This is a genomic window from Nonlabens dokdonensis DSW-6 (assembly GCF_000332115.1).
Taxonomy (GTDB): Bacteria; Bacteroidota; Bacteroidia; order Flavobacteriales; family Flavobacteriaceae; genus Nonlabens; species Nonlabens dokdonensis.
Genome location: NC_020156.1, coordinates 3,202,105 through 3,223,767, shown reverse-complemented (window position 1 = coordinate 3,223,767; position 21,663 = coordinate 3,202,105). Strand labels below are relative to the sequence as shown.

The 21,663-nt window shown below is 35.0% G+C and carries 17 protein-coding genes; 6 read left to right on the top strand and 11 right to left on the bottom strand.

Going from position 1 to position 21,663, the window contains the following annotated elements; all coding sequences use genetic code 11:
* Nucleotides 1-50 precede the first annotated feature (50 nt).
* The gene (priA, locus tag DDD_RS14170) at nucleotides 51-2,504 is read right to left on the bottom strand and encodes a replication restart helicase PriA (RefSeq protein ID WP_015363617.1); all 2,454 of its coding nucleotides are present in this window, start codon (nucleotides 2,502-2,504) and stop codon (nucleotides 51-53) included.
* Between the two features lie 106 nt (nucleotides 2,505-2,610).
* Nucleotides 2,611-3,384, bottom strand: a complete 774-nt coding sequence (locus tag DDD_RS14165; protein WP_015363616.1) for a thioredoxin family protein — start codon at nucleotides 3,382-3,384, stop codon at nucleotides 2,611-2,613.
* Nucleotides 3,385-3,604: 220 nt separating this feature from the next.
* Between DDD_RS14165 and DDD_RS14160 the strand changes: the two genes are divergently transcribed.
* Nucleotides 3,605-4,015: a hypothetical protein gene (locus DDD_RS14160; protein ID WP_015363615.1), complete on the top strand. Its 411-nt coding sequence runs from the start codon at nucleotides 3,605-3,607 to the stop codon at nucleotides 4,013-4,015.
* Here the strand turns inward: DDD_RS14160 and DDD_RS14155 are convergent.
* Nucleotides 4,010-4,675: a DUF2461 domain-containing protein gene (locus DDD_RS14155; protein WP_015363614.1), complete on the bottom strand. Its 666-nt coding sequence runs from the start codon at nucleotides 4,673-4,675 to the stop codon at nucleotides 4,010-4,012. The two genes, DDD_RS14160 and DDD_RS14155, sit on opposite strands and share 6 nt — an antisense overlap.
* Before the next feature lie 53 nt (nucleotides 4,676-4,728).
* Entirely contained in the window at nucleotides 4,729-6,663 is a 1,935-nt protein-coding gene (locus DDD_RS14150) for a S8 family serine peptidase (RefSeq protein ID WP_015363613.1), read from the bottom strand.
* A gap of 181 nt (nucleotides 6,664-6,844) precedes the next feature.
* Here DDD_RS14150 and dnaN point away from each other — a divergent pair, with 181 nt between their 5' ends.
* Nucleotides 6,845-7,960 carry a DNA polymerase III subunit beta gene (dnaN, locus tag DDD_RS14145; protein ID WP_015363612.1) on the top strand — a complete coding sequence of 372 codons (1,116 nt, stop codon included), beginning with the start codon at nucleotides 6,845-6,847 and terminating at the stop codon, nucleotides 7,958-7,960.
* A 72-nt stretch (nucleotides 7,961-8,032) separates the two neighbouring features.
* On the opposite strand, the gene DDD_RS14140 is transcribed toward dnaN, so the two are convergent.
* The 4 genes from DDD_RS14140 to DDD_RS14125 form a co-directional block, all read right to left on the bottom strand.
* The gene (locus tag DDD_RS14140) at nucleotides 8,033-8,581 is read right to left on the bottom strand and encodes a type 1 glutamine amidotransferase domain-containing protein (protein WP_015363611.1); all 549 of its coding nucleotides are present in this window, start codon (nucleotides 8,579-8,581) and stop codon (nucleotides 8,033-8,035) included.
* A gap of 116 nt (nucleotides 8,582-8,697) precedes the next feature.
* On the bottom strand, nucleotides 8,698-9,219 hold the full coding sequence (locus DDD_RS14135; RefSeq protein WP_015363610.1) for a DinB family protein: 522 nt from the start codon (nucleotides 9,217-9,219) through the stop codon (nucleotides 8,698-8,700).
* The gene (locus tag DDD_RS14130; protein ID WP_015363609.1) at nucleotides 9,219-9,692 is read right to left on the bottom strand and encodes an Lrp/AsnC family transcriptional regulator; all 474 of its coding nucleotides are present in this window, start codon (nucleotides 9,690-9,692) and stop codon (nucleotides 9,219-9,221) included. The genes DDD_RS14135 and DDD_RS14130 overlap by 1 nt, the downstream gene beginning before the upstream one ends.
* Before the next feature lie 80 nt (nucleotides 9,693-9,772).
* Nucleotides 9,773-10,909, bottom strand: a complete 1,137-nt coding sequence (locus tag DDD_RS14125) for a M14 family zinc carboxypeptidase (RefSeq protein ID WP_015363608.1) — start codon at nucleotides 10,907-10,909, stop codon at nucleotides 9,773-9,775.
* A 338-nt stretch (nucleotides 10,910-11,247) separates the two neighbouring features.
* Between DDD_RS14125 and DDD_RS14120 the strand changes: the two genes are divergently transcribed.
* Together DDD_RS14120 and DDD_RS14115 are read left to right on the top strand one after the other, a co-directional pair.
* Nucleotides 11,248-11,703, top strand: coding sequence for a helix-turn-helix domain-containing protein (locus DDD_RS14120; RefSeq protein WP_015363607.1), 456 nt, complete (start codon nucleotides 11,248-11,250; stop codon nucleotides 11,701-11,703).
* Nucleotides 11,704-11,740: 37 nt separating this feature from the next.
* The gene (locus DDD_RS14115) at nucleotides 11,741-12,112 is read left to right on the top strand and encodes a hypothetical protein (RefSeq protein WP_015363606.1); all 372 of its coding nucleotides are present in this window, start codon (nucleotides 11,741-11,743) and stop codon (nucleotides 12,110-12,112) included.
* 82 nt (nucleotides 12,113-12,194) lie between these two features.
* Here the strand turns inward: DDD_RS14115 and mscL are convergent, their stop codons facing one another.
* The 3 genes from mscL to DDD_RS14100 form a co-directional block, all read right to left on the bottom strand.
* Nucleotides 12,195-12,632 carry a large conductance mechanosensitive channel protein MscL gene (gene mscL, locus DDD_RS14110; RefSeq protein ID WP_015363605.1) on the bottom strand — a complete coding sequence of 146 codons (438 nt, stop codon included), beginning with the start codon at nucleotides 12,630-12,632 and terminating at the stop codon, nucleotides 12,195-12,197.
* Nucleotides 12,633-12,747: 115 nt separating this feature from the next.
* Nucleotides 12,748-15,420, bottom strand: a complete 2,673-nt coding sequence (locus tag DDD_RS14105; protein WP_015363604.1) for a DNA gyrase/topoisomerase IV subunit A — start codon at nucleotides 15,418-15,420, stop codon at nucleotides 12,748-12,750.
* A gap of 130 nt (nucleotides 15,421-15,550) precedes the next feature.
* A complete protein-coding gene (locus tag DDD_RS14100; protein WP_015363602.1) occupies nucleotides 15,551-17,404 on the bottom strand; it encodes a DNA topoisomerase IV subunit B in 1,854 nt (617 codons plus the stop codon).
* 513 nt (nucleotides 17,405-17,917) lie between these two features.
* Between DDD_RS14100 and DDD_RS17375 the strand changes: the two genes are divergently transcribed.
* On the top strand, nucleotides 17,918-20,314 hold the full coding sequence (locus DDD_RS17375) for a M43 family zinc metalloprotease (protein WP_015363601.1): 2,397 nt from the start codon (nucleotides 17,918-17,920) through the stop codon (nucleotides 20,312-20,314).
* Between the two features lie 161 nt (nucleotides 20,315-20,475).
* Entirely contained in the window at nucleotides 20,476-21,462 is a 987-nt protein-coding gene (locus DDD_RS14090) for a T9SS type A sorting domain-containing protein (RefSeq protein WP_015363600.1), read from the top strand.
* Nucleotides 21,463-21,663 lie beyond the last annotated feature (201 nt).

Below are 21,663 nucleotides of genomic sequence, written 5' to 3'. Positions count from 1 at the left end.
TAAACTGTTCCGCTTTCGCGAAAGCGGAAACTAAATGACAACTCATATTACTAATAAGCATCTACATCTATATTGCATCGTACAGATCTGTACTGGCTGATCGCCTCAAAACTCTTCTTGACTTTCATTATAAAGCCTTTAATTTGCTCAGGAGACTGACTTTTTGCCAGTTTAATAACTACATGTATGTTATATAAATTTCTAATACGAGAAACTGGCGGAAACTCAGGACCTAAAACAACAACGCCATGTGGTATTTGGTTCAGTGCATTAACAAACCATGTACTAGAATCTAGCGTAGTCTGATAATCGCGATGCTTAAAGGTTATTCTTATTAATCGCTGAAAAGGAGGATATTTAAATTGATACCTCTCCTCTATTTGCTCTTCATACATATTTTTATAATCATAAGCGCTTACCTGCTGTAAGATTCTATGATCTGGATTATAGGATTGAATAAGCACTTTACCTCTATCATCTGTACGTCCAGCCCTACCAGCTACTTGTGTCAATAATTGAAAACACCGTTCATGTGCTCTGAAATCAGGAAAATTGAGCATAGAGTCGGCATTCATGACTCCTACCAGACTTACATTTCTAAAATCTAAACCTTTAGTAAGCATTTGTGTTCCTACTAAACAATCAATGGCTCCTGTATCCATGTCATGGATCAACTTTTGGTACGAGTTTTTTCCTCTAGTGGTGTCTAAATCCATACGCGCTACCTTGTGATTAGGAAATAACATGCGGAATTCTTGCTCAATTTGCTCCGTACCAAACCCTTTAGTATCTAGAGATGGACTTGTGCAAGATGGGCACTCTTTAGGAACAAAAGTATGATAACCGCAATAGTGGCATCTCAACTGTCCTTTATATTGATGATAAGTGAGACTAACATCACAATTAGGACATTGAGGCGCATTACCACAAGTATCACATTCCATAATGGGTGCATAACCTCTCCTATTTTGAAATAAAATGACTTGCTTCTTATTTTTAAAGGCTTCCTGCATGCTATCAATAAGCGTATTAGAAAAGCGGCCGTTCATTTTTTTGCGCTTGTGCTTTTCTTTAATATCTACCATATTAATTTCTGGCATAAGAACATTTCCAAATCTTTTTTTAAGCTCTACCAGTCGGTATTTTCCCGTGCTGGCATTGTAATAACTTTCTAGTGCTGGCGTTGCACTTCCTAAAAGCACCGATGCTTTTTTTAAATGACCTAAAACAATGGCGGCGTCTCGTGCGTGATATCTAGGAGCAGGATCGTATTGTTTGAAACTGGTCTCGTGCTCTTCATCTACGATAACCAAACCTAAATTTTTAAAGGGTAACAACATAGAACTACGTGCGCCTATAATTATATAAGGTTCTTGTGCGTGAAGAACGTGATTCCAAACTTCTAACCGTTCATTGAGGTTGTATCTAGAATGATACACCAAGACTTGGTGCGTGAAAAAATTCTTAAGTCTAGAGATCAACTGAGTCGTTAAAGCTATTTCTGGCAGCAAATAGAGTGCTTGATTTCCTTTTTCTAACTGTTCTTTTATTAGTTGAACATATAGTTGAGTTTTACCACTAGAAGTAACACCATGAAGCAACACTGTTTTACGCTCTTCAAAATAATTTTTGATTTCTTTAAAAGCAACTGATTGCTCTTCATTAAGAGTATATAAACCGCTTCCTTCTTCTTTTTTATCGAGTACACGATCAATTTCTTCTTCTAGCTCTATAACTATTTCTTTAGTAACTAAAGATTTAATGACACCACTAGTCACATTTGCACGCTCTATCAATTGTTTTTTACTTACCGGACGACTATTTCCAGCTTGCATCATAAATAAAGTCATGACTGCATCGCGCTGCTTAGGGGCTCGAGTTAATTCTTCCAAGATCATTTTTAACCGCTCTTCATCTTTTAACTCCTCATGCAGGTATATGAACTTTTCCGTTTTAGGTTTATAGGTATTGTATAATTCTTCTTGCAGGATTATATAACCTTTGTCCAGCATCTTTTGTAGGATAGGTAAAACGCTTTTACGATCTAAGATGTTCATCACGTCCTGGACTTTAAGAGCATTGCGACTTTCTAGTGCTTCAAGAACTAGATATTCCCGATCATTTAATTCTTCTTCATTTAATAGATAAGTTTCATTCTTAAGAATAATAGTCTCGCTTTCTAGCAAGAAAGATTTAGGTAAAGCCGCGCGCATTACTTGACCTACCGCACATAAATAATAAGAACTAATCCATTCCCAAAATATTAGTTGATCTTTAGTAACAATAGGATTGTCATCTATGATAAACTCTATATCTTTAATTTCATAAGTTGCCGTATTGTTTTGATGCACCTTCTGCACGATACCTGTATAAATTTTAGACTTTCGAAAAGGAACCGCAACTCGCATTCCAGGTTGTAGAAATTTATACTCAGCCTCATTAATGGAATATGTAAAATATCTTTCTAAGGGCAACGGTAATATGACATCTATGAAATACTGCATAAGATGTAAAAATAAGAAGGACTAAACGTTAATAGAGTTATAGAACTAAAAAAAGCACAAAATCTATCTGATTTTGTGCTTTTAAAATTACTGTCAAGACCTTTTTTTATAGCTGGTCTATAATTTCATTCATAAGGTTAGTAGTTGATGAATAATCTACAGAGTCTCTCTTTGCAATTTTAATGGCTTCTTTGGCCTTTTTTAAAGCAAGCTTGTATTTACCTGTTTTGAAATATAGCGCTGCTAACGTATCGGTATTGTGATAATTTTGATCTAATTCTATGGATCTTTCTACAATTTCAATTCCTTTGTACAAGACTTCATCTTCATCATGTTCTAAATATATATGCCATGCGAGCGAATTTAATTTTCTAGAGGAATCCCATATATCAGCAACATTTGATATAGAAAACTCATTATCATAACCATGATTTGAACTGGCGTTATAATAGGAAGTTTCTGTAGACTCTACAACTTCTTCTACTTCTACTACATCAGTATCATAATACATGTATTTTTCTATGAGTTCTTCCATAACAGCTTTAGATCTCATTCCTTCAATCGATTCTAGATTAGTAGAATTTTTGATAAAGAAATAGGTAGGCATTGCCGTAACTCCTAGCGCATCGTCTACTTGATTCTTATCCACGTCGATTTTATAAAAATCAACGCGGCCAGCATATTTCTCTGATAGCTCTTTCAAAATAGGATCCATTTTTTTACATGGACCACACCAAGTGGCGTAAAAATCCACAAGAATTAAACGGTCATTATTGGTAAGTAACTTTTCTTCTGCATTATCATCATTAATCTCAATTTGTGCATGTGATAAGGATAAAGCACTGAAAAATAGAAATACTATCAAATATCTTGAAAACATAATTAAAAGGTTTTAACAGCAATTTAATATAATTGATTCAAATATCCCTACCCTTTAAAGGGTATTTATTTTGTGACTCTCGCTTTCGCGAAAGCGGAACTCTTAAAAAACAATCATTTAAATACTTTCACACTTACTGTTAACAAACTTGTTGAGAAACTAGGCTAGCATAGTAATTGGACACGTTAGATTGTACCTATCTTTAGAAAAAGCTCAAAACATGAATACTCGAGATGAATATCTAGTCGCACTAAGACCGTCATTACCTAATGCAAAAATTACAGAAGGAATGAGCGATGAAGAACGTTTTCAAAACGAAACTTTGAGACCCATTGCAAAACTTCAGAATGACTTATTAGTTTCTATGTTCAGAAACTACATCCACAAGCATAAGAACGTTTTTTATGGTCTTACTGCTCATAAACGTGTAGACTATATTGAAAATGCGGTCAACAGAGATCAAAAATTTAGAAATTCATTGAAAGGTGTAATCATGGGACTGTTTACCATTGAAGAATATGAACATTATATTACTAATTCCAGTGCGTTGAATAAACGTATGATGAATCTTGTAAGAGAACGCTTGATAAGTAATATCTTATTATTTGAGAAACCTGCTGTTAGATCATAATAACGACTCACCATTCAAATCGGTAGTTAGAATATCAGTCATTAAATCTAGAAATGGCCTGGCTTTTCTAAAAGATTGATCGATTATAGTTTTGAAATTCTTATCCAGCATTTCTTTATCACTAAACGATCTTAAAAAATAAAAAGATTTGAACCTGATAAGGTCTATGTCTTGATGATTCTTGTCAAAATTTCTTGGAGCAGTTTTAAGAGTTTCTCCTTGAAGGTTTCCCCAACATTTTTTAAAATCATCTCTGGTGATTATGGTCCTAAACTCTTGGGCATCTAAATCAAATTCTTTTCGTATTCTCAACAAGTCTACTTTTTCTGGTGCAAAAAAGCCTACACCTATAACCGTCTGACCTGGTTTGACACGCAGGTAATAACTACCTCTCCTATTTGCTCCAGAGCGTATCCAATTAGCACTTCTATGAACTTTAAAAGGTGTTTTGTCTTTTGAAAACCTTATGTCTCTGTAAATTCTAAATGTTTTAGTTTTCTCAATTACATCATGGTCATTGAGATCAAGCATTATATTATGAGTAAACTCTTTAAATTGAGCATCTAGAGTTTTAAATTGAGACTTATGCTCTTCAAACCAATCCCGATTATTATTATGTTCTAATTGTTTTAAAAATTCTATTAACTGTGGTGATATCATAAAAAAGCCCTTGATTTCTCAAGGGCAAGTTATTGTTTATAAATGAAAACTAATTATCGTATGATGAGTTTTTTAGTCGTTTTAGAATTACCATCGCCTATTCTTACAAGATAAATACCACTTTTGAATTTAGAGGTGTTAATTTGCTTTGTTACAGCTCCATTGGCAGGAAAAGTTCTATTCAAGACTTGTTTTCCTAACACATCATAAATAGAAACATTGATTTTTTTGCTAAGCATCTCCTCATTGAAAGCTATGTTAACTAATTCATTTGCTGGATTAGGATAGAGTTCAAATGACTGTAAATTTTCAGTATTATTTGATAGTGTAACATTATCTGCTCCTGAAATTATTAAGGTGTAGTCCTGAAAACCTCTCAATTGTCCTTTATGACTTATCGCAATAGAATAATTACCTAGTGGCTGATCAATTTCAACTTTCTCAAAGTTATCGACTACATTATCTCCAGTAGTAGCAGGATTAGTTGGAAAAGCTGGATCCAATTTCCAAGGTAAAAAAGAAACTCCATTTTGATCCGTAACAACTATATCAAGATCATTAACTAGCATAGGTGTTCTTTCATCATTAGTAGTAGGAGAAGGTAAGTTACCGTTTGTAACGGCTGGATCAGTCCAAGAAATAGAGACTGTGAGCTTATCTGAGAATAAAGGAGAACCGTTTGCAATAATTGATTTTGTGTAAGTAGTACCTTGCAGTAAAGACAATTCTGAAATTAATGAAGCTGTTCCATCTTGTTCAATAACATGTGCAGCTCCCTCAGTATTCATAAGTCCCCAACCAAATCTATAATCAGGCCCAGGAGCAGCACCAGCCTCTTGTGCCGAATGTAAAATAAGACCTTTTAACGTAGCGGCCTTCATATAATTATTATTAATTGAATTATAAAATTGCTGTAAAATTATAGCTCCACCGGCGACAGCAGGAGAAGACATAGAAGTTCCATTTCTATTAACATACTGAGTGTCATTAACTTCACTCGTACTAAACATTGAAACTCCCTTTGTGCTTATATCTGGTTTAACACGACCATCATCTGTAGGGCCCCAACTACTAAACCTAGACATAGCAACGCTAGATGGTCCAGTATAATTAGCAACTCCAACCGTTGCTCCGACCACTAAATTATTTTTTGCATTTGATCTCGAGGTAAGTAGATCGTATCCATTATCAGTAGTATTTACACCATCATTTTGTGAATTACCAGCACTGCTTACTATTAAGTAATAAGGAAAAGTATTTGCAAGCTGATCCCAAGCTTGGGCATTGTCGTCATATTTACCTAATCTTTCTATTGAAACTACATCTGCCGGAATACCATAACTATGATTTGACACAAGTAATCCATTTGTCGCAGCCCTAGTCATCTCAACTTCGTCTTCTTCTTCTGCAGAAGTTTGTTGAAATTTATAATATTCAACAGTCGACGCTGGAGCAATACCTCTAGCTGACAAATCACCAGCACCATTTGAGGCAATAGTTCCTGCTACATGAGTTGCGTGGCCGCTTGTTGTTGGTAGGAATTCACCTTGAACTGTTCTACCCACGTAAGAAAGATGAGTATCTCTAATTTTACCACCATCCCAAACTCCTACGGTCATTCCTTGACCATCCATATTAACACCGAAAGAACCTCCAGTTTGCAACTCTCTAGCACCTTGCATTTGAGCCGCTTCATCATTCATTGTGCTTACATAAGTAGGCTCTCCTGAAATCGTAGCACCTACTAAATAAGCAGTGGTTCCATCTTTAGTTGTAATTGTTAGTGGCCAATTGTTTATGGCTTGTAATCTTTGAAAACGTTTTTGATTAATTTCTTTACGTTTTTCCAAAAATTTCTCTAAAGCTAGAATCTCTTCTTGATCATAACTATTAATAATTTTTGCGCGTTCGGCTTTAGTTTGAGCAATTACTTGCATTGCAAAAGCAAATACAAAGAATGCCGAAAGTATAAGTTTAATTTTCTTCATAATAAATTATTTATAAAAAGATATAAATGTTAATAAATATGTTGCTGTACTTATCATTAATCAAATATCTTTGTTGTGTAAAATATAAAGGAGCAATTTAATTCAAATTGCTTATTTTTTATCAATTTTTCCTTAATTCTTTAAATTAAGAAAAATTAAATCACAAAACAATAACAGAGAGATGAAATTCATAGTATCTAGTTCTTACTTACAAAAACACCTTCAACTATTAGGAGGAGTCATAAATAACAACAATACCTTACCAATTTTAGATAATTTTTTATTGGAATTGACTGGAAATGAGCTTAAAGTATCTGCAAGCGATATGGAAACCACCATTGTAAGCAAACTTGATGTAGAAAGTGAAGACGATGGTAGCATCGCTTTACCTGCAAAATTATTGTTAGATACATTGAAAACCTTTCCTGAGCAACCACTTACTTTTCATAGCGTTGATAATATGATGACTGTAAGTCACGATAAAGGTAAATCTGAAATAGCCTGCGCCGCAGCAGAAGAGTTTCCTAAGGCAGTATCTATATCTGACCCAAGTAGTACTTCTATTATGGGAGACACTCTTGCAACCGCAATCAATAAAACAATATTTGCAGCTGGTAATGATGACCTGAGGCCTGTGATGAGCGGTGTGTTTTTTCAATTTGCTAGCGATTCATTGACTTTTGTAGCGACTGATGCTCACAAGCTAGTACGTTATAAAAGAGAAGATCTTTCTGCAAGTCAGACAGCCGAATTTATTATGCCCAAAAAGCCTTTAAACCTTCTTAAAGCGATGCTTCAAGGAAGTGAATCTGAGGTTTTAGTAGAATATAATGATAGTAATGCTCAATTCAGCTTTGACTCTACCACTATTATTTGTCGTTTAATCGACGGTAAATACCCTAATTATGAAGCGGTAATACCTAAGGAGAACCCTAATAAACTTACTATTTCAAGAACACAACTACTTAATTCTGTAAGACGTGTAAGCATTTTTTCTAATAAAACTACTCATCAAATCAGGCTTAAAATGGCCGGTGCAGAACTTAATATAAGTGCCGAAGATTTAGATTACAGCAATAAAGCTGACGAACGCCTTACATGTGACTATCAAGGTGACGACATGCAAATAGGTTTTAACAGCAGGTTTTTAATTGAAATGCTTAACAATTTAACTTGTGATGATGTTTCACTTGAAATGTCACTTCCTAATCGTGCAGGAATACTTACTCCTGTAGATGGATTAGAAGAAGGAGAAAACGTTACTATGCTCGTTATGCCTGTAATGCTCAACCAATAGATTATCATTAATTTAGATACTAAAAAGGCTCGCAGATGCGAGCCTTTTTTTTATGATTATTTCTCAAGAGAATTATGCGTGTTGCATTTCATGTTTTCCCTCACGCACTTCTTCCACTAATTTATTATTAAAGGCGTCCAGATCTTCTGGTGTTCTACTTGTGGTAAAACCTTGATCTACTACAACCTCTTCATCTACCCAATTACCTCCAGCGTTCTCTACATCTTTTCTTAGAGATGGGTAAGAAGTTAGTTTTCTACCTTTCAATACATCGGCATCAATTAATGGTTGAATACCATGGCATATAGCACTTACAGGTTTCTTTTGTTCAAAAAATGAAGTGATAAATTCTATTGAAGTTTTATCTTGTCTTAATTGGTCAGGATTCATTACTCCACCTGGCAACATCAAAGAATGATAATCTTTTGCATCTACTTCACTTACATGATGATCTACTTTGTAAGTTTCTGACCAGTGGTCATTATCCCAAGCTTTAATTGAATCTCTTTTAGGACTTATAATATGTACTTCAGCTCCAGCCTCTTCTAATGCTTTTTTAGGGCTTGTAAGCTCTATTTCTTCAAATCCGTCTGTGGCTAAAATCGCTACTATCTTTTTCATATCTATATATTTGTTTGATTAATACTGCAAATATGAAGTTATGAAATAGCTTTATGTAACAAGAGCTTGCCAAGATATTCTTAGCAAGCTCTTAATAAATAGTACTTTATATTAATTTAAGTTAAATACCGCTCTCTTATGACTTTTTCATGATGCGAGTTATGTCCAGCAATTAAGAAAGGTATTACTCTTGCCGTCATGACTTGTCCACTAGCATTACCTTTAAATTTCAAGGATTCTTCAGTTACATTCTTAAATAATTGTATGGTAGCATTTCTTGTTGCGATTATAGATTGTTGTAATTCCGCTTTCGCGAAAGCGAGATCTCCTAAAGCATCTACAAACACATCCTGGTCAAAACCTGGAAGAACGCTTGCGTCTTTTCTCATGAAACGCAACGCACGGTAGGCAAACACTCGCTCTGTATCTATATCATGCATCAAAACTTGTCCAATGGACCATTTGTTTGCAGCATATTTATAAGAAAATGGTTTATCGATATCGTCCAGCAGACTCAAAGTGCTTTCTAAAGAGTCCTGTAATACATGATCTAGTGCAGCTTCTTGATCAACTAAAGATAAATAACTGCTGTAATAATCAGAATATTCATCGCTGTTAATGTCCTTTAATTGAAACATTATAGATCCTGAAATACTTTGTGTAACAATCTCTTTTTATCATTGATACTTTCTTCCAGACTAATCATAGTTTCTGTACGGCTTACTCCGTCAATATCATCTAACATGAAAATGATCTTCTTTGCGTGTGTAGTATCCTTAGCACGTATTTTACAGAAAATATTGAATTTGCCAGTGGTTATATGAGCAACAGTAACAAATGGAATTTCTTTAATTCTACTAATTACAAATTGTGTAGTACTCGTTTTTTCAAGGAACACTCCTATGTAAGCAATAAAAGTGTAACCTAACTGATGATAATCTACTGTGAGTGAAGAGCCATGAATGATTCCCGACTCCTCCATTTTTTTAACCCTAACGTGTACTGTACCAGCACTTATGTTAAGTCTCTTTGCAATATCTGTAAAAGGTGTTCTTGTATTTTCTATAAGAACATCCAGAATTTGCTTATCAATATCGTCGATTTTTGCCATTTTATTATCTTTTTCTAACAATTAATCGCAAAATAAAGATAATCATTGATAATAAACTAAGAAATGAGAGGCTTTTGCAATTAATTAGTAAATATTTTAATATTCAAAGATTCACTATAAACTTCTAGATTTTCATCTATGACAAGATCATTTTCAAAAGTTGAAACATCAGAAAGGTCGATTACTTCATGAGCATTTAAGATATCCTTTCTGTTCAGGCCAATTAGTATAGGAACGAAGTAAAGCTTGTTTGCGTTAATTTGTTCATGATACTGAATGTATAGAGATGTAAAACCATTTTTAGAAGGATAGTTTTTTATCAGTACATCAGTGAAATTACTAGCAATCGCAGGAATATCTTCATAAGACCTCAAAGTAGTATTTTTTTGTGAGATCCCATCGTTTATTGTGTTAAGAGCTACTACCAAGGAGTCATGCACCAGATAGGTTACCTCATCTCTTGAATAATCGCTTCCAGAATGTCCTGCTTCAAAAAGTATGGTAGGAATATGAACACTCGTGAGATAATCTCCTACACAGTTGATATTAAAAGCATCATCATATCTACCGATAATTCCGTTAACCTTATTTTTTAATTGTGAATAGATATGATTAATCACGTTCATTGATTTTAAACGCACCTCAGTTATTTTCCTATCCTTATCTCCAGCAGGTGCTAAAAACGACATTTGAACTGGTGATTTACCATCTAAGGAACCATAAATAGTTCTTTGTCCATGTAAGTTCAAACAATAATCAGGCTGATAATCATTAATCACCTTTCTAAGAATAGTACTTTCTGGTTGAGATAAATCCATAGCGTCTCGATTTAAATCAACATTATTTGCATTTACTCTAGTCCAAGATTCCGCACCATCAGGATTTAAAATAGGAATAATGTACAATTTAAAACTATTTAAATTGTTTTCTATATCTACAGATTCTAGAAGCTGGCATAAAGCTCTAGTGGTTGTTGATTCGTTTCCATGCATTTGAGACCATGCAAGAATCTTTGTGCTACCAGTTCCTAATTTCAGCCCATAAATAGATTTCCCTAAAACCGATTTACCTATTTCAATCTCTTCTAGTGATTCTATTTTAAATCGCCTGATGAGAGTAGAGAAATAAGATTCAAATTGAGAATAGGTATAATATCGAGATAACATATAAGTGCAAAGATGTATAGATGGGTTTCTACCGATAGTAATCGGTAACATAATGTTGTACAAATGTAACTTCTATAAAGTTTACAAACGTAAACATCTTTCTATTTACAATTGTAAACAATTAAAATAGAGCACTTGTTTACAATTGTAATATGTAAGCAATAGGTATAAAGACCTATTTATATAAACTTGACTACAGTTTTAAACAGAATTCTTTAATACAGACCTATAATATGATACATAAAACTATTTCAGATATTTAAGTTTGTTTAATTAAAGTAATTGTTTAATTAAAAATGTGCTGTTTTTAGGTGAGTTGGTTCGATTACTCACGATTGTTTACATTAATAAACACATTTGTAAACATAAATTTGTTTACTTTTGTAACTATGGTAAACTCAGCAGAATTTTCAAAAAGATTGCAAAAAATTATGGATCAGCATGATTTAAATGCCTCGTCATTTGCTGAACGTATTCATGTGGGACGTAGTTCTATCTCACATATTATATCTGGCCGCAACAAGCCTAGTCTCGATTTTGTAATCAATACTGTAAAAGAATTTCCTGAGGTAGATCTTTACTGGTTGCTCAACGGAAAAGGAACCTATCCAAAATCTGAAGAAAAGAAAGCCTCTGCTCCTTCTTCTGGTTCTACAAGTGAAAATGTCGAAAACACACCACCGTCTAAAGAGCTGGTAAAAAACAAAGCTGAAGACTCAAATGATCTATTTAGTCCAGTACAGACAGAAAATACAATATCAAAAACCGAAAGTATAAAAGGGAAAAATATACAAAAAGTGATATTGCTTTATGACGATGGAAGTTTTGAATATTTTATACCTTAGCTATTCATCCAAGAATTAACTTTGTAAAAAAAGTTATATGAAAAATGCTTCCCTATTGTTATTCGTAATTTTGTTGTGCAGTAGCTGTTATGAAAATAAAAGAGACTGTCAGGATTTTCAAGAAGGAACTTTTATTTGGGAACAAGAAAGTGGCGGTAAATTATTGAAAACAGAATTTACGCGCACCAAAGATTTACAAATCGAGCGATTTGAGAATAAAGTAGATACTTCAAGAATTGAATGGATCAACGACTGTGAGTGGAGAGTCATACCTATAGATCCAGAAACAAACGCCGAGAGCCGCGCCTATTTGTTCAAAATCCTTTCTACAGATGAGAATTCTTATTCATTTGAATTTACACAGTCTGGACGTGACCAGATCTACAAAGGAACTGCAACTAAGAAATAATAGTCCATTAAACGAAAAAGGCGCTTCTCTAAACGTGAAGCGCCTTTTTTGTTTTGCTAGCTTAAATAAATAATTTTTACATCTATTTTGTTTTAAGCAATTGATTTTGTTCTTGCATTAACTCTTTAAGATCATTTAAAAGCTCAATATCCTTGGGAGTTACCACTTCTTTGTTTTTAGGGTCTTGTGCATCGTTACGCAACTTGTTCATGAGCTTTACAACGACAAATACCACAAAACCTATCACAATAAAATCGATGCTTACATTGATCAGCTCACCGTAGCTTATGGCTATTTCTTTAGCTCGATCACCGGTCGCTCCTTCTACTGCTTCTCGCAACACATATTTCTTATCTTCAAAGTTCACTCCATCTGTTAAATACGACAATGGCGGTAAAAATACTTTCTTTACTAATGTTTGGATGACATTATTAAATGCAGTACCTATAATAATACCTACTGCCATGTCTATCATATTACCTTTTACGGCAAACTCCTTAAATTCACTGATGAGCTTCATAACTAATTTATATTTTATTGATTGGACTTTTTAAGATCTCGCTTTCGCGAAAGCGGAAACAAAATAAAAGCGGTAAAGTTAAATTTTTACCGCTTGTATAATACTAACAAAAATCTTAAAATAAACTGGACTGTCCAGTATCATCTATTTCAGGATCTGGTAAATCATCTTTATTTTGAGTTGATGATTTAATCTCATCTTTAGCAGCTGGATTACTGTCTATCTCCTCTTCTTCTTTAACCTCTATTTCTTGAGCAGGCGTTTGTTCTTCAGGCTCATACGGTAAAGGGTCTAATAAATTGATTTGTTTGATTTTGCTCTTTGTGAGCATATTACCTTGCGCGGCAATACCTTTAACAGCTATAAATTCTTCTATATGAATCTTCTCATTATCAGGTTGTTCCTTACCTCTAGGCTTCACATGAACCAGCTCTGCAACAGGTTTATAATCAGTCGAAATAATTTCTAAATAAGAGCCTTCATGATCTGAAATTATAGACTCTTCACGTTCTTCATTTTCTATTAAGAAACGTTTTACATAGAACAACTCACGTTCTCCATTATAATATATTGCCGAAAGTGGTTTATTAGGAATCCATTTTTCCAGCACAACCATATCTTCATCAAAACGTGCCGTCACTTCTGGAATAATAGTTTTGGCAATTCCTTTCTGCGTTATGATCAAAAGTCGGTCTTCACCTCTAAATTCTCCTAGCAACTCACCTCTTCCATCCACATTAAGACGTTTTACAACATCATCAAACCATATTTTTCGTGGTTTTAAAGTAGAAACTCCTTCTTCCTTAAGTTCTACTTTTTTGATGTTGTATTTAGTTACTTGATTACCTCTTGAAGATCTGCCTTTAATAAGTATGTCAGCAAAATCAATATCCCACTTGAGTTTTTTGATGCTGCCTTGCTGCCTTAAATTGACAGTAACTACCTCAGCTTCTCCATTTGGATTTGCACTAAAATAATGCATCACAGAGCCTTTGTCTGCCTTACCCATAGGGTATTCACGATCTCTCGTCATGCTAGTCACGGCAAATCTTTTGATATAACTAGGTCCTGACTTACCATCACGATAGATGACGTTATAAATGGTACGCTTGTCTTTTTTCTTGAATACAGCTACATGAACTATGTTTTTGCCTATAAATGTTTTGGTATCTACTTTAGTCACCATCATGGTTCCTTCTTTAGTAAAACATATAATATCGTCTATGTCGGACACGTCACCTACATATTCATCTCTTTTTAAGGATGTTCCTATAAAACCTTCTTCACGATTTACATAAAGCTTTGTGTTGCGTATCACCACTTTGGACGCAACAATGTCTTCAAAGTTTTTAAGCTCTGTTTTACGCTCACGTCCACTACCGTAGTCCTTTTTAAGTTTTGTAAAGTAATCAATTGCAAACTCAATCAAGTGTTCTAGATGGTGCTTTAACTCTGCAATGCGATCTTCAAGGGCATCAATTTTTTGCTGCGCCTTATCAATATCAAATTTAGAGATGCGTTTGATACGTATTTCTGTCAATCGTACAATATCATCTTCAGTAATCTTTCTTTTGAGGTGTTTGATGTGAGGTTGCAATCCTTTATCAATGGCGCTTAAAACACCTTCCCAAGTTTCTTCTTCCTCAATATCACGATAGATACGGTTTTCTATAAAAATGCGCTCCAAAGATGCAAAATGCCACTGCTCCTCTACTTCATGCAAGAGTATTTCTAGCTCTGCTTTTAAAAGCTCGACGGTATGATCTGCACTGCGGCGCAACATCTCAGAGACTCCAACAAATAACGGTTTATTGTCTTCAATAACACAACCTAATGGAGAAATACTTACCTCACAATTAGTAAAAGCATATAATGCATCCATTGTCTTATCAGGAGACAGTCCTGATGGCAAATGAATCATGATCTCCACGTTTGCAGCGGTATTGTCTTCTATTTTCTTGATCTTGATTTTACCTTTATCGTTTGCCTTAAGAATAGAATCAATTAAAGAACTAGTAGTTGTGGAAAAAGGTATCTCGGTAATTACTATCGAACTTTTATCTGGAGAATGCATTTTTGCACGCACACGTACTTTCCCACCTCTCAAACCATCATTATAATTTGAAATATCTGCAGCGCCGCCAGTAGGGAAATCTGGATATAGTTTGAATCGTTTGCCTTGTAAGTGTTTTATAGAAGCGTCTATCAATTCTATAAAATTGTGCGGCAATACTTTAGTAGATAAACCTACTGCAATTCCTTCAGCTCCTTGAGCAAGAAGTAGTGGGAATTTAACTGGTAAATTGATAGGCTCTTTGCGCCTACCGTCATAACTGGCTTGCCATTCCGTTATTTTAGGATTAAAGAGAACTTCTAGACCAAATTTAGATATACGTGCCTCAATATAACGAGAAGCAGCTGCAGGATCACCAGTAAGAATATTTCCCCAGTTTCCTTGCATGTCTATCAATAGGTCTTTTTGACCTATTTGTACCATAGCATCACCTATACTCGCATCTCCATGTGGATGGTACTGCATCGCATGACCTACAATGTTTGCTACTTTGTTATAACGTCCATCGTCCAAGTCTTTCATAGACTGCATGATACGACGTTGCACTGGTTTAAAACCATCTTCAATAGCAGGTACCGCACGTTCCAGAATCACATAGCTGGCATAATCAAGAAACCATTCTTTGTACATTCCTGTAACTCGAGTTATGGTCTCAGTAGATTGCTCTTCTATGCCTTCACTTAAATTTTCTAATTCTTCGTTTTCTTCACTCATTTGTTAGTCAACAGTTGTCGGTTAACGATTTTCAGTTATTGATTAACTGTTTATTTTTGTTATTCCGCTTTCGCGAAAGCGGAATTCATATTTATCTATTTAAAACAAAAAACTTTAAGTTGAAAGAAAGTTAATCCTCAACAACATCCAGCTCTACTTTCAAATTATCGATTATAAATTCCTGTCTATCTGGAGTATTTTTTCCCATATAGAATTTTAGTAAATCCTCGATACTCATACCATCGTCCAGCATGATAGGATCTAGGCGTATATCTTCTCCTATAAAATGCACGAACTCATCTGGGCTGATTTCCCCAAGTCCTTTAAATCGTGTGATCTCTGGATTTTTTCCTAACTCTGCCATTGCAGCTGCACGCTCCTCTGGTGTGTAGCAATACCTGGTTTCTTTCTTGTTGCGAACTCTAAATAAAGGCGTTTGCAAAATGTACAAATGTCCTTTTTTGATCAATTCTGGAAAGAATTGCAAGAAGAAAGTGATGAGTAACAATCGTATGTGCATTCCATCCACATCGGCATCCGTTGCGATCACGATTTTGTTGTATCGCAGGTCTTCCATACTGTCCTCTATATTTAATGCTGCCTGCAACAGATTGAATTCTTCGTTTTCATAAACAATTTTCTTGCTCATGTTATAAGAATTCAAAGGCTTTCCTCTCAAAGAGAAAACTGCTTGTGTATTCACATTACGTGATTTTGTAATCGATCCACTAGCTGAATCTCCCTCGGTAATAAAAAGAGTACTGTCTAGATTGTTATCTTTTTTGGTGTCCCCTAAATGAACACGACAGTCTCGTAGTTTTTTGTTGTGTAGGCTGGCTTTTTTTGCGCGATCGCGAGCTAGTTTTCTAATTCCAGAAAGTTCTTTACGTTCTCGTTCTGCCTGGATAATTTTTTTCTGTAAAGCCTCTGCCACTGGCGGATTCTTGTGCAGGTAATTATCAAGTTGCGTTTTTACAAAATCATTTATAAAGGTACGTACCGTAGGTAAATCGCCTCCCATTTCGGTAGAACCTAGTTTGGTTTTAGTCTGCGATTCAAATACTGGCTCCATTACCTTAATAGCAATCGCGCTTACTATAGACTTGCGTACATCGCTTGCTTCGTAATTTTTGCCGTAAAATTCTCTAATTGTTTTTACCACACTTTCTCTGAAGGCTGCTTGATGCGTTCCACCTTGCGTAGTGTTTTGCCCGTTTGCAAATGAATGGTACTCCTCACTGTATTGAGTTCTACTATGTGTCATTGCAACCTCAATATCATCAGACCTTAAATGAATGATAGGATATAATCGATCACTCTCTGCAATAGTTTCGCCTAAAAGATCTTTAAGTCCGTGCTCTGAGAAAAACTTTTCGCCATTAAAAATAATAGTCAATCCTGGATTGAGATAGACATAATACTTCAACATGCGGACTACATACTCAGGACGGTATTTAAAGTTTTTGAAGATTTCGCCATCAGGTACAAAAGTCATCTTAGTTCCTTTGCGTCTTGTCGTTTCTTCTAGAAACTCTTTCCCGATGAGCTCTCCACGCTCAAATTCGGCACTGGCGCTTTTTCCTTCTCGCGAAGATTCTACTCTAAAATAGGAAGACAACGCATTAACCGCTTTAGTACCTACTCCATTAAGACCTACAGATTTTTTAAAGGCCTTAGAGTCATACTTACCACCAGTATTCATTTTAGATACTACGTCTACAACTTTACCTAATGGAATACCGCGACCATAATCTCTAACTATAACACGCTCTCCTTGAATAGAAACCTCTATAGTTTTACCAGCGCCCATGACATATTCATCGATAGAATTATCGATAACTTCTTTTAATAAAATGTAAATACCATCATCTGCACTGGAGCCATCGCCCAGCTTACCGATGTACATTCCAGGACGCATTCTTATGTGCTCTTTCCAGTCCAGCGACCGGATATTATCCTCGGTATATTTAGTAGTTCCGTCCATTAAAATAAAATCTGTGATATGTGGAAATATAACAATACTTAAGTTGATATCGCTTTCGCGAAAGCGGAATTAATTAACATATTTATCCTGTGAGATGTGAATAAATATTACCGCTCTAAAACCTATTTTCTTGGCACAAAAATAAGCTATAAGAGGACTAAAAGGAAGTGTAATTGAAACCTGGTATTCAAGTAAAAGAAGAAAAAAACACTCTATTTTGAAATAAAATCGATAAACAACATCACTTTTAAAAAAACATATCAACATCGGTAATAGGTTTAAAAACAACGATAAATGAGCTACGAAAACGTTGTAGTAAATTGTTTAACGTTTTGATAACAAATCTATTAACCTACTAATTTAGTATGGTAATAATTTAAGAGTAATTCTGATCAAATTGTTAATCATACCTTCAATTGACAAAAGTATTCATAAGGAATGAGTTCTGATCCTTGCATTATTGATAAAAGCTTCTATTTTTAAATTCTCAAATGTTAATTAAAATCAAATAACATGAAAAAAACCTTTACCCAAGTGCTACTTTCTTTAGTAGTCTTATTCTCAACATTTGCTTTTGCTCAAGAAAGACAATGTTCTACTCATACAGATTTACAACTTGCGATGGCTCAAGATCCTGTTTTAGAAAGAAATGTTCAAGACGTGGAACGTTTTCTAAAACAAAGATCTAGAGAATTAATTTCAACCAATGCAATTAATGGTGACGTCATCACCATACCTGTGGTTGTACATGTATTGTATGGAAATGCAACTCAAAACATAAGTGTTGCACAAATACAGTCTCAAATAGATGTTCTTAATGAAGATTTTAGAAGGACTAATAGCGATGCAGATAATGTATGGTCGCAAGCAGCAGACATGCAGATAGAATTTTGTCTTGCTCAAGTAGATCCTAATGGAAATGCAACTAATGGGATTACTAGAAAAGCTTCTTCTGTTACGTCATGGAATACAACGCAAAACAGAATGAAAAGTTCGGCTACTGGCGGTACTGATGCATGGGACACTACCCAATACCTTAATATGTGGACCGTATCGGCTTTAAATAGTAATGGACAACCAGGTATTCTAGGTTATGCACAATTTCCTGGAGGTAATCGAGCTACCGACGGTGTTGTGATGGGTTATAATTATTTTGGTCGTACAGGAGCTGTTTCTGCTCCATTTGATGGTGGTAGAACTACTACTCATGAAGTAGGTCACCTTTTTGGTCTTCGTCATATTTGGGGTGATGGCCCTTGTGGAGCAGACGATTTTGTTTCTGACACTCCTTTATCTGATGCATCTAACGGTGGTTGTCAAATAGGAACTGTTTCTTGTGGATCCACTGATATGGTACAGAATTATATGGATTATTCTAATGACTCTTGTATGAACTTATTTACTTTAGGTCAAAAAGCAAGAATGAGAGCTAACTTATTAAGCGGTGGTTTCCACTCTTCACTAGCGCAATCGACTAAGTGCACTCCTCCATCAGGTGGCGGCGGTACTGGATGTAACAGTACAATTAATAATTTCCCTTATTCTAACGGATTTGAAAATAGTCTAGCAGGTTGGACTCAAGATAGTGGCGATACTTTGGACTGGACTATTCAATCTGGTGGTACTCCATCAAGTAGTACAGGTCCTTCTGGCGCAGCTCAAGGTACTTTCTATGTATATGTAGAAGCTTCTGATCCTAACTTCAACAAAACTGCCATACTTAACTCTCCATGTTTAGACTTTACAAGCGGTTCTACTCCGACAGCTTCATTTAGATATCAAATGACTGGTAATGCAGTAGGAACTTTGAGGTTACAAGCAAGAACAGCTGGTTCTTCTTCTTGGTCTACTGTATTCACTAAATCTGGTGATCAAGGTACTGCCTGGGTAACCGGCACGGCTGCTTTAAGTTCAAATACAGAACAAGTAAGACTTGTGGTAGACACGACTGACTCATGGCAAGGTGATATTGCAGTAGATGCTTTTGACATTACAGTAGCTACTTCTGGTGGCGGTTCTGGTTGTGCAAACGGTGTTTCTTCTTTCCCTTATAATGAAGGTTTTGAAAACACATTAGGACAATGGTCTCAAAATAGTGGCGATAGTCACAACTGGACGTTACGCTCTGGTGGAACACCTTCTGGTAGCACTGGTCCTTCTGGTGCAGCTCAAGGTACTTTCTATGTATATGTAGAAGCTTCTGATCCTAACTTCAACAAAACTGCTATACTTGATTCTCCTTGTTTTGATTTGAGTAACCAAAGTAATGCAACTCTATCTTTCCAATACCAAATGACTGGTAACGCAGTAGGAACTTTAAGAGTTCAAGCGAGTACAGGTGGAGCTTACAGCACGATCTTTACGCAATCTGGCGATCAAGGAGCTGCATGGCAAACTGCCAATGTAAGTTTAGCTGCTTATGCAGGTAACGACCTTCAATTAAGATTAGTAGTTGATACGACGTCTTCATGGCAAGGTGACATCGCAGTAGATGATTTAGAAATTTCTGGAGCTTCTGCCGATAAATGTGCTGGTGTACCTGCTTACAATAGTGCTAATACTTATTCTGTAGGAGATCAAGTAGTGTATCAAAATACGTTATTTGAGCGTGCTCCTAGTCAATGGTTAAATTTAGGTACTTGTGGCACCGCAAGAGAAGCAATCGCTAGTGATGTTTCTATTCCTCTTGAAATTTCTGTATATCCTAACCCAGTAAGTGGATCACAATTATTTACAACTGCCACTGGCGAAAATGTAAACTACGTTATTTACAACCTAACTGGTCAAACAGTTGCAAAGGGCAGCATAGAGGGAAATGCAATCAACGTGGCAGAATTGAAAGCTAACGTTTACCTGATTCAAATCAATGATGGATCTCAAACGGTAACTAAGAAGTTCATCAAGAAATAAAGATTCCCAACCATTAAACAACTAAGCCTGTTACAAATTGTAACAGGCTTTTTTATTTTAAACGACACACAAACAGAAACACTATCAAAAAATACCCTTTATTGAGTATTTTTAAGAAGTATCAATCTTATTAATTTGCAAATCAGCAAATTAATAAACTTATGAGATTTCTAATAAAAACTATTCTTATCCTTTATTTTTCTAACGCTATTGCTCAAAATTCAGGGTCGTTTTCAGGTTCTTTATCTTCTGGTAATACCGTAAATACTTTCAGTTTTACTTCTTCAGGCAACGGACAATATCTATTTACTGGTTCAACAAATTCAGGTGGAGGATCAAATACTTGGGCCGTAGCTTATATAGGAACTTACAATGTGGGGAATATAGGTGGCGACTTTGACTATACTAATGATCAATTAACTTTTGAAACCAATTGTGTTGAGACAGGACAAATAATTAATATACGTATAGAAACAGTAGGAAGTAACATTTCATATACCATCAATTACCAATTTATATCAAGTACATTTGCCGTTGACCCAGAACCAAACGACAACTTTTCACAAGCAATAAATACTATTGAGAATACAGAATATGAAGGATGGTTCAATAATGGAGATTTTCCTCTAACAGCAGATTCTGAAGATTGGTATAAATTTACTTCACCTCGAGACGGTACTTTAGTTGTTACCTTAGAAAACGGTAACAACTATCTTGGTTCTAATGTAAGTATAGTTGTCTATCAGCAATCTAGTGTAATTGTTCTTCCCTCTTTTCAAACTTCAAATGGAAACGTCACAACTATAACTTTTGAAAATTTTAATTTCAGTGGTCAAGAAATAGGGATGAAACTGCAATCAAATTGCGTATCTTATAAATTCTCATGGCAAATCAATAGTGCTTTATCTCTTGAAGAGATCAAAACAAAATTTAATATGTATCCTAATCCAGTAAGTGGATCTCAATTATTCACTACCGCTCAAGGCGAAAATGTAAATTACGTTATTTACAACCTAACTGGTCAAACAGTTGCAAAAGGTAGTTTACAAGGAAATTCAATTAACGTTACTGAGTTAAAATCCAACGTTTACCTCATTCAAATCAATGATGGATCTCAAACGGTAACTAAGAAGTTCATCAAGAAATAAAGATTCTAATCAGTAAACAACTAAGCCTGTTACAAATTGTAACAGGCTTTTTTATTAACTTAACTTATAAAGTATCCGCTTTCGCGAAAGCGAGATTATCTAAAAAGTTTTCATTAAAATACAAATAGAATACTTTCATTCAATCATCCTAATTTTAAAAAAATGATTTTATATTAGCTAAGTTATTAGCTTTAAAACCAA